Below are 12253 nucleotides of genomic sequence, written 5' to 3' on the forward strand. Positions count from 1 at the left end.
CACTTGTATAGATGACTTTGAAATCCTTATTAGTTTTTGTTAGGAAATAAGGTGCATTTCCCCTGTAGGCTCATCTCTTTGTATACCCAACATAACTTCAGCATAGTTGCTCTGGTCAACATACAAATCGTAAGAACCTGGAGTATTGGAATTTCCACATGGCGCATTGATTAATTTGCCAACAAAGTAGCAGTGCTCAAAACCAGACAGTGGATGCTGCCGCACCAAAGCCGCAAGGCGTTCAGCATCAGACGGAGCAAAAGTGGCACTGAAGTAGTAATGAGGCCCTTGTCCGCACTCTTTGATTTCCCAAAACCAATTGTGAAATTTACTCATCTGTAAAAGCATAATTAGCTTTGTGGATTTTTAACCACAAACAATGGGTAACAGAAGTGCAATCGCTCACACCAGTGTTCAAAACAATACTCCATCTTCACCTATTTGTTACGCCAATATCCTTCAACCGAAGTTCCATCCTTACGACGATAACCCTGCACGTAAACTTTTCCACTTGACTTGTTGGATGAATTATTGCCCCAGGAATTGTTTGTAGTCCAAGACTTAGATGTACTGTTACTGTTACTGTTACCCCAAGAATTATTGCTAGTCTGGTGCTGGCTTACTTTTTTGGATCGCTCCTCTTGCTTTTGCTGTTCTTGTCTAAGTTTCTGTGTCTGCAATTGCTGCTTATTTCTGAGACGTTCTTCCTTTTGTTTTTCTAATTTCAAACGTTCCTCTCGCAGGCGAAGCCTCTCTTTTGCACGTTGTCCCTTTTTTCGTTCTTCTTCCTTGCATTTCCACTCTTTCAATAAGCGATGCCAATCCTCTAAAGATAATTCGGGATTCCTGATAGGAAGTTGGGAAGCTTCCCATCGAAAGGTATAAGCTTCGGTTTCAAAGTTGCTGCTAACAGAAGTAATAGTGGGCTGGTTTACTTCCTGATTGCTTCCTCGAACTTGCTGAAGAATAAAATTGGGCAATGATGAAACAAGTTCTGGCTCAGGCTGCTTTTTGCCAAAAATCCTTTCAAATAAACCAACTTTTGGAGGCTTTGGAATTGCTGTTTCAAGAACCCATAGTTTAACTGTCTTATCCCAGCTACTACTTAAAATTACTTGATTATTGAGACAGAAAGTAACCGAACTGACTCCTGCTGAGTGGGCATGAAAAGAAGAAGCTAGAGTACCTGTTATCAAATGCCAAATTTTAATGTATCCATCATCACCACCACTTATAAGGAACTGGCCATTAGAACTGAAACTTAAACTACGCACGCTTTTAGAATATCCTTGGATAGTGCATTTAGATAATCCAATTTGTAAGTCCCACAAAATTATGTCTCCATCATCATCACAACTAGCAAGTGTTTTTCCATCAGGACTGAATGCAACTACACGTACATTATTTGAATGAACCTCAAAAGAAAAAACTTCTTCATATGTATTAGTTTTCCAAATCTTAACTTTATGGTCGCAACCACCACTTGCGATTAATTCACCGTCAGAACTTACCGCAACAGATTGTACATAACTAGAATGTCCTCTAAGAGTTTTAATTTCTTTTATTTCCTTTAAACTGAAAATTTTGACCGTATGATCGTCACTTCCACTCACAATGTAGTTATAATTAGGAACTAATGCAACAGACGTAACTGCCTTAGAGTGAGAGTTAAAAGTCAATAATTCTTGAAATGTCGTCAAATCCCAAACTCTAATAATTGCATCATCACCACTACTAATTAAACCGTTTCCTTTAGAAGTAAAGGCAATAGAGCGAACAGATTTTGTATACCCAAATGGATTAGGCAAAACTTGACCATTTTTGAGATCCAATAATTTAATGGTATTGTCATCACTTCCAAAAGCAACAATTTGACGAATTGGGTTGAAGGAAATGGAGCGTACACCACCGAACCAGCTAGAGTTACCGTTAAAAGTGTAAACGTGATACCATACTTGACTCATACGTTCTTCCAAGCTTTTTGTTATTCAAACAATTAAGTTCTTTTCTTAGGGTTCCCAAATCGCTAAGTGATTTAACGTAGGTAGGAGTAATAAGTGCTAAGTTTTCAAATATTATATGTGCTATGTATTTTACAACCCCATAACCGTGCGATAATGAGACTCAATTTGCGCGACGGTTTCAGACTTGCGTTTTGTCTCCCATTGACTACGATTAAATAATTCTTGTCGTAATCCATCAACGTTAATTGTGGTAATTTTGCCATTAGCAACAATTTGCTTACCATTAACCCAAGCACTATCGATAACATTAGTAGGACGCCCTAAAACTAGCAAACCAATAGGATCTGTACGGGGTAATAATGATAAATTTGTGAGATCATAAAGTACCAAATCGGCTTGTTTACCTACAGTTAAAGAACCGAGTTTATCTGCTATATTCAGCCCCTTTGCGCCTCCCAAAGATGCCATTTCCACTGCTTGTCTGGGCGTAATCCAGTGTTGATAATCTGAGTCTGTAACGTTGTGCAAGATAGAACCCATTTTGATGGCTTCTAGCAAATCTTGAGAGTCATTACTAGAAGCACCATCGCAACCAAAAGTTACATTTACTCCAGCTTGGCGATATTTTAAAATTGGGGCGATGCCACTACCTAAACGCAGATTACTTAAGGGATTATGGACGACTGTAGATTGAGTTTCGGCGAGGATGGCGATATCAGCATCATTTAACCAAACGCAATGGGCAAGTGTTGTACGATCGCTCAAATATCCGATTCTTTTTAAATGTTCCACAGCAGTACAACCGTACTTTTCTTGAGCGAGTTTTTCCTGTGCCCTGGTTTCGAGTAAATGGGAGTGACGACAAAGATTGTAGCGATCGCTTAACTCAGTACACCCTTCAAATAAAGCATCAGTACACAATTGAATACCTGTTGGTGCAACTAAAATATTTATACCCTCATCTGGGCGATGAAATTGCCTTACTGCTTCTTCGATGATTTCCAATGTTGCCGCAGTTGAGCGAAAATAAGGTTCATGAGTTTGGGCTGATTCTCCAGATGGCATACCTGCGCTGAGGGATTCATCTTGAATTAAGGGGGCGATAAAAGCACGAATTCCCACTTCTCTGTAAGCACGAGTGGCAATGGCGATCGTTTCTAACTCAAGTCCGGGAATTAACACCAGGTGATCTACTACACTCGTCCCGCCGGAAAGTAAGGTTTCTACCGCCGTTCCCAAGGCGCTGAGATAAACTTGTTCGGGATCGAGGGGGGCAAAATCATAGAGTTCCGCTAACCATAATTCTAAAGGGAAAACTGACATGATCCCGCGTTGCCACATCTCTGATGAGTGGGTGTGGGCATTGAAAAAGCCAGGTAGCAGTAGTTTATTTTTGCCATCTATGGCAGTGCCAATTACTTGTAGATTGGGGGCAATGGCTACAATCGCACCATCTACAATCTGTACATCTACCGTTGCATAATCATCACTGAGGGCAATCAAAACATTCTGGATAGTGAAATTCGCCATATTTAACCTTAATTAAGTAATTGTATTCTCAACCAAATTTCAAGTTACAAAATAGAAAATGGTGTTGGGCATTAGAATTTTATGAATTTACCATTACGGACATTGGGAGTTCCACCAAATGCGTGGACAGTGAATGATGCGATCGCAGATATCACTCGTCCTCAAAAGCCCCCACAACCCGTTATCTTATCAACAGAAACTAAAACCCTGCGCCTAGACTTGGCAAAAGCTGCTATCCTCGTCATTGATATGCAAAACGACTTCTGTCACCCTGATGGTTGGTTAGCGCATATCGGCGTGGATGTAACTCCAGCGCGTCAGCCTATTGAACCTTTAAACAACTTACTTCCAGAACTGCGTGAGGTTGGTGTTCCAGTCATTTGGATAAATTGGGGGAATCGTCCCGACTTGCTCAATATTAGTGCTAGTTCGCGCCACGTCTATAATCCCACAGGGGAAGGTGTGGGATTGGGCGATCCACTACCAAGCAATGGTGCTAGAGTACTCATGGCAGGTAGTTGGGCTGCGGCAGTAGTAGACGAGCTAGAACAGATACCCGAAGATATTCGTGTGGATAAATATCGTATGAGTGCGTTCTTAGATACACCATTAGATAGTATCTTGCGGAATTTGGGAAAGACAACATTATTTTTTGCTGGTGTTAATGCCGATCAATGTGTGCTAACCACCTTATGTGATGCGAACTTCTTAGGATATGACTGCGTGTTGGTTAAAGATTGCACCGCTACTACTTCTCCTGAATATTGTTGGCTGGCGACATTGTATAATGTCAAGCAATGCTTCGGTTTTGTCACTGACTCGCAAGGAATTTTAACAGCGCTGCAAAATGGTGAGGAGTGAATCAATTTTGGATTTTGGACTTTAGATTTTAGATTGATCCCATGCATTAATGCTCTTTCTTCCCTACGGGACGCTGCGCGAACGATTAAGAATTTTAGATTTTAGATTTGTTCTCGCGTTTAAATTCCCTTGCTTTCAGACTTTTTTAAATTTTGGACTTTCCTGCGGAACGCTACGCGTAGCTTGCTTCCCCGGAGGGTTACGGTGTGAGCGTTTAATCCAAAATCTAAAATTTAAAATCTAAAATCTAAAATTTTGTGATTCAGGACTCGGATTTTAGGAATTTTCATACCCATCGATAACTTCAGAGGGGATAAATAAATGTACGCTACTCGTTGTGTAATTCCGGTTATCAAATCTAGCAAAGATTACCAAGTATATCGCATCAGTCCCGACGCCTCGAATCGATTAGCAATTATCTTCGATTCAACAAATGCTAATACTTCTTTGACTTGCTGCATAGAAATTTTTGATGTTGGTGGACAAACACCCCCAAATCGCCATCAGTGGGCGGTGGAAATGTTTTTCGTTCTCAAAGGGAAAGCGATCGCTATATGTGACGGCAAGAGTGCCAAGATCAAAGCTGGAGATAGTTTATTAGTGCCTCCCACTGGTACTCATTTGATTAAAAATACTGGTTCTACTCGCTTGTACACGTTGACTGTGATGATTCCCAATGAAGACTTTTCGGAATTGATTCGCAGTGGGATTCCGGCAGAGTTAGATGAAGAAGATATGGCAGTAATAGGGAGATTTGATGCCCTGTTAAAATAATTCGTAATTCGTAATTCGTAATTTGTTCCTCGTTTTTATGCAAAGCATGGGAACGAGAGAACTCACTTTAATTACGAATTACCAATAATTTGTTTAACAACGCCAACAAAGCGTTCCATGTCGGCTTGGGTAATGGCTCCCATTGTTGATACTCTGAAGATTGATTGAGCTAAATTTCCTTGTCCAGAATAAATTATATAATCTCGTGCTTTCAATTCGTCGTGAAATTCTTCATATCTGAAACCGTCTGGCAAGTAGTAGGCATTCAAGACAACGGATGAAGTGCCAAGAGGAAGTAAAGGTTTAATTCCCATTGAGGCTAACCCATCTCTAACTAAGCTGGCAAGTTGGTTGTAATGGCTGTGTCTAGCACCCCAACCCCCTGCTTCTGCCATTTCTTGCAAAGCTTCTGTTAAGGCATAAAATGTCTGTACTGATTGGGTAAAAGGTGTGCCACCTCGTTCTTGTTGCTGGTAATAGGTTGCTAAATCTAAATATAAGGTGCGGGGAATTGTGTCTACTGACGGCAGTGCATCCCGTTGCAGGATGACAAAAGACACTCCGGGGACGCCATGCAGACATTTATTCGCTGTCGCAGCGCAAGCGGTAATTCCCCAATCTGCAAAATTGAATTCCTCAGCACCAAAGCTGCTGACTGCATCTACTAATAGTTTGATGCGGCGTTCTTGGCAAATTTGCGCAAGTTCCGCCAAATTATTTAAGCGGCCGGTAGTAGTTTCGTGATGGACGACAGCAAGGTGGGTGATGTCGGGGTTTTCATCCAGGAGTTTCACTAAAGCCTTGATATCTATTTCGGCATCCCAAGGATGGGAAAGTGTGATGTAATTAATACCGTGAATTTTGGCGATTTTGGAAAGTCGTTCGCCATATACACCGTTTTCAATTACTAGTAATTTCCCATCGCTTGGGACTAAACTGCTGATCATCGCTTCCATCGCGGCGGTTCCAGAACCGGTGAGGAGAACTGCTGCCCAGCGATCGCTTCCAAGACCATAAACTTGAAGTAATTGTTCGCGGATTCTGGTTTGAAGTTGGGAAAACTCTACTTCACGATGACACAAATCAGGACGCAACAGGGCGTTTCTGACGCGATCGCTCAAATTGACGGGGCCGGGATTTAGTAAAATCATTTTGTCATTTGTCATTTGTCATTTGTCATTTGTCATTTGTCATTGGTCATTGGTCATTGGTCATTGGTCGTTTGTTATTAATAAATTAAGAGTTTGTACTTTGAATTTATTAATTACGAATTACCAATATGGTTCATAAAGCGTTGTAAAACTGCTTCCGGGGTGAGGTTGGGTCTGGGTAGCTTTTCTAAAGTTCCGGGACGGATTTTTAAATGAGCGAATTTAGGTCTGGTGTTAGCATCTGCGGTAAATAAAGCATCTAAAAGGGCGGGGTCATCTCCGGCTAATGTCACGCCGTAACCGCACGCTTCGGCAATTTTGGCAAAGGAAATACCCGCAGAGACGGTGGCTTGTGCGCCTGTGGAATCGTGGACTTCATTATCTAAAAGAATATGGGTCAAGTTAGCACCGCCATAAGTGCCGATGGTAGCAAAATTACCCATTCGCATTAATGCTGCCCCATCACCATCAATTACTACTACCTTGAGGTCTGGACGTGCTAAGGATAATCCTAACCCCATTGAGGAAGCACAGCCCATCGAGCCGACCATATAAAGATGATTAGCGCTGTCTTTACTAGCAAAGAGTTCGCGTCCCGTGTATCCGGTTGTGGCAATTACTACAGTGTTTTCTGGATCGGTAAGTTCTACAATCCGAGCTAATGCTTCGCTGCGAGAAATGCGTTGTTTTTTGTTATCTCGAAAAAAGCTTTTCTGAATATGAGCGCTAGCACTATTTTCTCGTTCGGGGATAGAAGAACGAGTGAGGGCATGGGGGGCGATCGCTCCTTTACGCATAATTAAAGCATAAGGACAACGTTCTTGTTGCATATAGCCTGTGGCTCTTTGCAGAACGGGTTCTATTTGTGCTGCATCTGTGGGAAAAAATTCCCAAGGTATAGTCATTGTTTGCAGCAATTTCTCTGTGATTTGCCCCATTAATTGATGTTGCGGTTCATCTTGCAACACGCGATCGCCTCGCAGGGTACAAATCAGCAGCAATGGAATCCGAAAGATGTAAGTGAGGGAGGTTAGCGGGTTAACTGCATTCCCCAAACCAGAGTTTTGCATCATCACCACAGCAGGTTTACCAGCAATTGCGGCTCCAGCTGCGATCGCTACAGCATCTCCTTCATTGGCTGCGGAGATATATTTAAGTTGAACGTCATTGATGACGTAGTTAATAAAAGGCGTGAGAAAGGAACATGGTACGCCAGTGTACCACCCAAAGCCAAAATTACGCGCAGTTTCTACAAATTCTTCTGCCTGGATCATATTAAGAGATGGGGAGTGGAAAGTAGGGAGTAGGGAGTGAGGAACGGGGATTGGGGACTAGAGAGTTGATAGGAAAGATTATTACTTCGACCTCAAAACCCGGAACTTCAGCCTGAGAACTCGGAACTTCGACCTCTGAACTCGGAACTTCGACCTCTGAACTCGAAACTTCGACCTCTGAACTCGAAACTTCAGCCTCTGAACTCGGAACTTCGACCTCTGAACTCGGAACTTCAGCCTCTGAACTCGGAACTTCAGCCTCTGAACTCGGAACTTCGACCTCTGAACTCGGAATTTCGACCTCTGAACTCGGAACTTCAGCCTCTGAACTCGGAACTTCGACCTCTGAACTCGGAATTTCGACCTCTGAACTCGGAACTTCAGCCTCTGAACTCGGAACTTCGACCTCTGAACTCGGAACTTCGACCTCTGAATTCCCCATGCTCAATGCCCAATGCCCCACTCCTATTGTTTCAATTGAAAAGCAAGGTCAAGATCATCTAAAGAATTAACATCTAACCAGTTACCGCGAATATAAAGCACCTTGATCGGTTTGCCTTGCTCGATTAAATAATTGCATAATTCTGGCAAACCCAGACTGTTAAATTCCGGTCGTTTTTGCAATTCATTGAGTGCTTCACTAACCCATTGTCTACCTTGACTCCGTAAGCGCAACATCCCAATCCAGCGGCCGCTAGACTTTCCTAATGGCGTTTGTGTGGTTTTAGAAATATCCAACAGGTTGACATCCTGTCCAAACAAAGAAAGATCGTCTGGAATTGAGCAATAGGCGTAGTCAGGTGAACCGCTAACAGATTTGCTGTTGGCCACAGAATCAACTACAGCCACAATTTCTCCGGGACATTCTAATAAATCTCGCAGGATGTAGCTTCTAAATAGCAAATCGCCGTAAAGCACCAGCATCTCATCGCCAAAGCTAGCTTGAGCTACGGCTAAGGATGCTAATTCTCCTGTTGTTTCATAATCTGGGTTGCGGATGACTTTAGTCCCCGGAACATCGATCGTTTCTGCTTTGTAACCGGCGACAACGGTAATATCATTGATGGCAAGTTTCTTGAATTTGTCCACCAACAACCTGAGTAAAGGTTTACCTCCAAGGGGTAACATAACTTTTGGCTTATCTTGCGTCAATCCGGCTAATTCTTGGCCTCTGCTAGCAGCCAAAACGATCGCTTGGGTATTTTGTCGTCCGTTGTTGAAATAGCGTTTTTCAGCTTCTATGAGTTCATCCGCCCCTTGTAGCCGGAAGATTTCTTTTACCGGAGCAATATCATCTTCAATGTTGATTAAAGTTTCGCTGGCTTTTACTTCACGCGCGATCGCTTGCATACTAGCAACAGCAGCTCGAATCAGATGGTTTGCCCAGATGACCAAATTAACTTCAGCTTTGCGAAAAACATCGGTAGGCGTGCTGTAATATTTAGTCGGTATAAACACTAACGGCGAACGACCCGCCCATTCTTTAGCAAAGGCTAGCACTTGATCGGGGCGCGATGATTTACTGTGAATCAAGATCGCGGTTGCTCCGGCGGCATGGTAAGCTTCAGCTCGGCGCAGCGCCTCCGAAAGATCCCAGCCGGCGATCAAAGCTTCAAGTCGGGCGACGATGCAAAAATCTGGATCTGTCTGACTATCTTTACCCGCTTTAATTTTGCCGCAGAATTCATCAATATCAGCTAAAGCTTGGCGACTCCCGTTGATAAAGCTGTTGGTTTTGGGAAAAAGCTTATCTTCAATACAGACTCCAGCAATACCTCGCTGTTCTAACTTTTTGACCAAGCGACGCATATTGTTAAAGTTGCCATAACCAGTATCCCCGTCTAATAAAATCGGGATGCTGGTGACATCAGACATGAACTCTAGCATTTCTACAACTTGAGTCCAACTGGCTTCATTATTATCTCGAACGCCATATTGAGCTGAAAGAGCTAATCCACTCGCCCAAATTCCTTTAAATCCCGCCTCTTCCACAATCCGGGCGCTAATCCCATTGTGAGCTTCCATGATGAAGTCGAGTTGAGGCGATTCTAGTAATAACCGTAATTGGGCACACTTATTTAATTTTGCAGAGGTGTCATTGGGTGCAAATATTTGATGCATTTATTCTGCTTTTTTCAACCTATATAAATAATATGGCTAGCGATTTTCAATTGCATGGAATACAGACCTAACCCCCAGCCCCTTCCCTACAAGGGAAGGGGGGTAAGATTCAAAGCCTCTCTCCTTTTAGGAGAGAGGTTTGGAGAGAGGTCAAACTGTAATGTATCCAAACCAAAACTGCTATAAATAAAGATATTTTCAGACATTTTCTGCGACTTCTATCTGAGGTAAAATCTCATTTTGGGCACGTTGAATATCCTGGGGAAAATCGATTTCGAGCCAAGGTAATTCAGTGATGTCTTCGTAGCCAAATGTTTCTGGAGTTTCTAATAATAGATCCCGAATTACTTCTTCATAAGGTTCATTATCGCGTGCGTCTGCAACATATTGTTCTGTGCGAATCGCAAGACGGTGAGCAACAGCACTTTCAAAACGAAAGAATCCCACTGACTCACCAGCAAAATCATAAGTTAAACCAGGAGCTACTTGTTTACGAAACTCCACTAGATAATTATCTCTAACACAAAGCTTCACGGGTTCATCTCCCGGTTCAAAATCCCGATCTAGTAAAAAGCTGTTGGGGATATTTGTCTTTACCAATCGTTCGATGATGCGGCGATCGCACAATACATCTGCATCCATTAATAATATGTCATCGCCAGCAACTAAATGCTGACGTACAGTCCAAAGACTAATGACACTGCCTTTAGTATAATCAGGATTATAAATTGTACTGACCCAATTTTCGGCTCCTAATGCTTTGATTTCATCCTGAATTCTTTGTGCTTGATAACCCACAGCAATCACTACTTCATCAATTTGGTAATGACGGAGATAGTTAAAATGCCGCTCTAGTAGAGATTTGCCGTTAAATTTCAGTAAGCATTTGGGTTGGATTTGCCCGTCTTTACCTAAGCGTCGTCCAACGCCAGCAGCTAAGATAATTGCCTTCATCGTCAAATCACCAACAGTAGCTTAGACACCAGTAAATCTGGAAGTTTTCCCAGTATTTTATAATGACTGTTTTTTGCTCAAGACAATATTTGTTAATTAATTCTTAATATGGAGGAGGCAGGAGGGATGTAAGATGGTGGTGCTAAGAGCGAAACACTTGGCGAAAACCAAAATAGGCGATCGCATCTTTCATATTTGAGACAAAACGTTTTACCATACCCATGCGGGTGTCGGTGACGTATTCCAAAGTCAAGACAATGCGCTGTTCGTTGTCGCCCAAAGGAGTAACTCTGTGGTAAAGTTTGTCACCATTGAATAAGACTAGAGTACCAGGAGTTAAAGAGAGCGATCGCGTTTGTGTTTCCCGTTCTGGAATATCTTTGTAGAGTTGATATTCCAACTTACTGGATGAATTATCAACCAAACCAAGCAACACTGTATAGCGTTTCCCGTGATAATAAGAGGTATCGTAATGATACTGGATATGGTCTCCAGGCTCAGTGTAATAGTACAGCGCGTAAGTATGGGGATCTGAATCAGGACAGGCAAGGAGTTTTTCTGCCGTGATTTGGTTGAGAAACTTGAAAAAGGCACTGAGTTGATAAAACTCTCCGAAAATCGGAGCAAGGCTGTCTAAGCTATAGCGGCTGATACTACCACCCTTTTTATGATTGGGAATATAGTTGCGGTTAATAGCAGGTTGCAAAGATGGCAACAGCGCCAAAAATTGGTCAATGATGGAGTTAGGGAGAAAGTTCTCAAGCACCAACAATTCATTCTGTGCTTGAAACTCAGCTTGAAGTTTCTGGTAATTAACAGCCGCTATAGCTTTATCAATTTCAGTTTGAAGCTCCATTGATAATTTGATCCTAATATCAGGATTGCAAAAATAAACATACCATTCAATCAGCTAAAAAGCCTGTTTTTTTAGCTTTCTTCCCAATGCCCCGTTATATTAGTTTGATTCCGGCTGCGGGAGTGTCCAAAATTGCCAAATTACCCATATAGCAAAGGTTGGCGCACCAATTGTCGCTGCCATTAATAACGGCTCTAGTCCATTCAGCAAGGGAACGATGGGAAACAAATACAGTACGTCTTCAATGTCAAAGCCGGCGAAATTTGGCTGACGGCTGGCTTGTTTACCTAAACGTTGTTCCATTTGGTTTCGCAAATGAAAGATACAAGCAACAGACACGCCAGATACTATCCCCATCACCAACGCCCACCAACCAAGTTTTCCCTCCCTAAGACCATATCCAATACACACAAACAATAGAATGTGGATGATAGCGTCACTAGCAAGGTCATATTGATGTCCCCATTTGCTGCTTTTCCCACTCAAACGAGCTAATTCACCGTCCGTATGATCGAGAAAGTTGGATAAAGCAAATAGCCATGCCCCAATGTTAACCCAAATGGCATCACCAACTGCGAGGGCGACAGCCGCCACTAACCCTGTCACAAGTCGTACTGTGGTGAGATGATTAGGATTTACCCAACTGTCTTTTAGAGGTCGAATTAGCCAGTAAGCAAGTTGGGCATCCCAAGGCTTTGCGATCATAGATGAACTTGGATTTAATGTGGTCTTTGAATATCTCTAACACTGCAAATTACCACATCCATC

Annotated in this window: 12 protein-coding genes; 2 read left to right on the forward strand and 10 right to left on the reverse strand. The window is 42.4% G+C overall.

Annotation, left to right across the window (positions count from 1 at the left end; translation table 11 throughout):
• Positions 1-39 precede the first annotated feature (39 nt).
• The 3 genes from HWQ42_RS14715 to HWQ42_RS14725 all read right to left on the reverse strand — a co-directional run bounded on the left by HWQ42_RS14715 (position 40) and on the right by HWQ42_RS14725 (position 3494).
• Positions 40-336 carry a hypothetical protein gene (locus HWQ42_RS14715; protein ID WP_292813237.1) on the reverse strand — a complete coding sequence of 99 codons (297 nt, stop codon included), beginning with the start codon at positions 334-336 and terminating at the stop codon, positions 40-42.
• A 101-nt stretch (positions 337-437) separates the two neighbouring features.
• Entirely contained in the window at positions 438-1964 is a 1527-nt protein-coding gene (locus tag HWQ42_RS14720; protein WP_292813239.1) for a WD40 repeat domain-containing protein, read from the reverse strand.
• 129 nt (positions 1965-2093) lie between these two features.
• The gene (locus tag HWQ42_RS14725; protein ID WP_292813241.1) at positions 2094-3494 is read right to left on the reverse strand and encodes an amidohydrolase; all 1401 of its coding nucleotides are present in this window, start codon (positions 3492-3494) and stop codon (positions 2094-2096) included.
• 81 nt (positions 3495-3575) lie between these two features.
• On the opposite strand from HWQ42_RS14725, the gene HWQ42_RS14730 reads away from it, so the two are divergent.
• Complete coding sequence (locus tag HWQ42_RS14730; protein ID WP_292813244.1) at positions 3576-4355, forward strand: cysteine hydrolase family protein; 780 nt, start codon at positions 3576-3578, stop codon at positions 4353-4355.
• Positions 4356-4676: 321 nt separating this feature from the next.
• Positions 4677-5129 carry a cupin domain-containing protein gene (locus HWQ42_RS14735; protein ID WP_292813246.1) on the forward strand — a complete coding sequence of 151 codons (453 nt, stop codon included), beginning with the start codon at positions 4677-4679 and terminating at the stop codon, positions 5127-5129.
• 71 nt (positions 5130-5200) lie between these two features.
• On the opposite strand, the gene HWQ42_RS14740 is transcribed toward HWQ42_RS14735, so the two are convergent.
• The 7 genes from HWQ42_RS14740 to HWQ42_RS14770 form a co-directional block, all read right to left on the reverse strand.
• The gene (locus HWQ42_RS14740) at positions 5201-6295 is read right to left on the reverse strand and encodes a 2-aminoethylphosphonate aminotransferase (RefSeq protein WP_292813247.1); all 1095 of its coding nucleotides are present in this window, start codon (positions 6293-6295) and stop codon (positions 5201-5203) included.
• 98 nt (positions 6296-6393) lie between these two features.
• Positions 6394-7554 carry a phosphonopyruvate decarboxylase gene (gene aepY, locus HWQ42_RS14745; RefSeq protein ID WP_292813250.1) on the reverse strand — a complete coding sequence of 387 codons (1161 nt, stop codon included), beginning with the start codon at positions 7552-7554 and terminating at the stop codon, positions 6394-6396.
• Between the two features lies 1 nt (position 7555).
• Positions 7556-7996: a hypothetical protein gene (locus HWQ42_RS14750; RefSeq protein WP_292813253.1), complete on the reverse strand. Its 441-nt coding sequence runs from the start codon at positions 7994-7996 to the stop codon at positions 7556-7558.
• Positions 7997-8019: 23 nt separating this feature from the next.
• A complete protein-coding gene (gene aepX / locus HWQ42_RS14755; protein WP_292813256.1) occupies positions 8020-9675 on the reverse strand; it encodes a phosphoenolpyruvate mutase in 1656 nt (551 codons plus the stop codon).
• A 198-nt stretch (positions 9676-9873) separates the two neighbouring features.
• Positions 9874-10629, reverse strand: coding sequence for a phosphocholine cytidylyltransferase family protein (locus tag HWQ42_RS14760; protein ID WP_292813258.1), 756 nt, complete (start codon positions 10627-10629; stop codon positions 9874-9876).
• Between the two features lie 142 nt (positions 10630-10771).
• Complete coding sequence (locus HWQ42_RS14765) at positions 10772-11485, reverse strand: 2OG-Fe(II) oxygenase (RefSeq protein ID WP_292813261.1); 714 nt, start codon at positions 11483-11485, stop codon at positions 10772-10774.
• A 99-nt stretch (positions 11486-11584) separates the two neighbouring features.
• Positions 11585-12190, reverse strand: a complete 606-nt coding sequence (locus tag HWQ42_RS14770; RefSeq protein WP_292813263.1) for a CDP-alcohol phosphatidyltransferase family protein — start codon at positions 12188-12190, stop codon at positions 11585-11587.
• Positions 12191-12253 lie beyond the last annotated feature (63 nt).

This window comes from Nostoc sp. JL23 (genome assembly GCF_017115065.1).
In the GTDB taxonomy this organism is placed as follows: domain Bacteria; phylum Cyanobacteriota; class Cyanobacteriia; order Cyanobacteriales; family Nostocaceae; genus Nostoc; species Nostoc punctiforme_A.

What these genes read in the sequence shown, in the direction of transcription:
- HWQ42_RS14760 (WP_292813258.1), bottom strand. Translation starts at nt 10,629, where the DNA reads ATGAAGGCAATTATCTTAGCTGCTGGCGTTGGACGACGCTTAGGTAAA.
- HWQ42_RS14725 (WP_292813241.1), bottom strand. Translation starts at nt 3,494, where the DNA reads ATGGCGAATTTCACTATCCAGAATGTTTTGATTGCCCTCAGTGATGAT.
- HWQ42_RS14720 (WP_292813239.1), bottom strand. Translation starts at nt 1,964, where the DNA reads ATGAGTCAAGTATGGTATCACGTTTACACTTTTAACGGTAACTCTAGC.
- HWQ42_RS14765 (WP_292813261.1), bottom strand. Translation starts at nt 11,485, where the DNA reads ATGGAGCTTCAAACTGAAATTGATAAAGCTATAGCGGCTGTTAATTAC.
- HWQ42_RS14740 (WP_292813247.1), bottom strand. Translation starts at nt 6,295, where the DNA reads ATGACAAATGACAAAATGATTTTACTAAATCCCGGCCCCGTCAATTTG.
- HWQ42_RS14770 (WP_292813263.1), bottom strand. Translation starts at nt 12,190, where the DNA reads ATGATCGCAAAGCCTTGGGATGCCCAACTTGCTTACTGGCTAATTCGA.
- HWQ42_RS14750 (WP_292813253.1), bottom strand. Translation starts at nt 7,996, where the DNA reads ATGGGGAATTCAGAGGTCGAAGTTCCGAGTTCAGAGGTCGAAGTTCCG.
- aepX (WP_292813256.1), bottom strand. Translation starts at nt 9,675, where the DNA reads ATGCATCAAATATTTGCACCCAATGACACCTCTGCAAAATTAAATAAG.
- HWQ42_RS14735 (WP_292813246.1), top strand. Translation starts at nt 4,677, where the DNA reads ATGTACGCTACTCGTTGTGTAATTCCGGTTATCAAATCTAGCAAAGAT.
- HWQ42_RS14730 (WP_292813244.1), top strand. Translation starts at nt 3,576, where the DNA reads ATGAATTTACCATTACGGACATTGGGAGTTCCACCAAATGCGTGGACA.
- aepY (WP_292813250.1), bottom strand. Translation starts at nt 7,554, where the DNA reads ATGATCCAGGCAGAAGAATTTGTAGAAACTGCGCGTAATTTTGGCTTT.
- HWQ42_RS14715 (WP_292813237.1), bottom strand. Translation starts at nt 336, where the DNA reads ATGAGTAAATTTCACAATTGGTTTTGGGAAATCAAAGAGTGCGGACAA.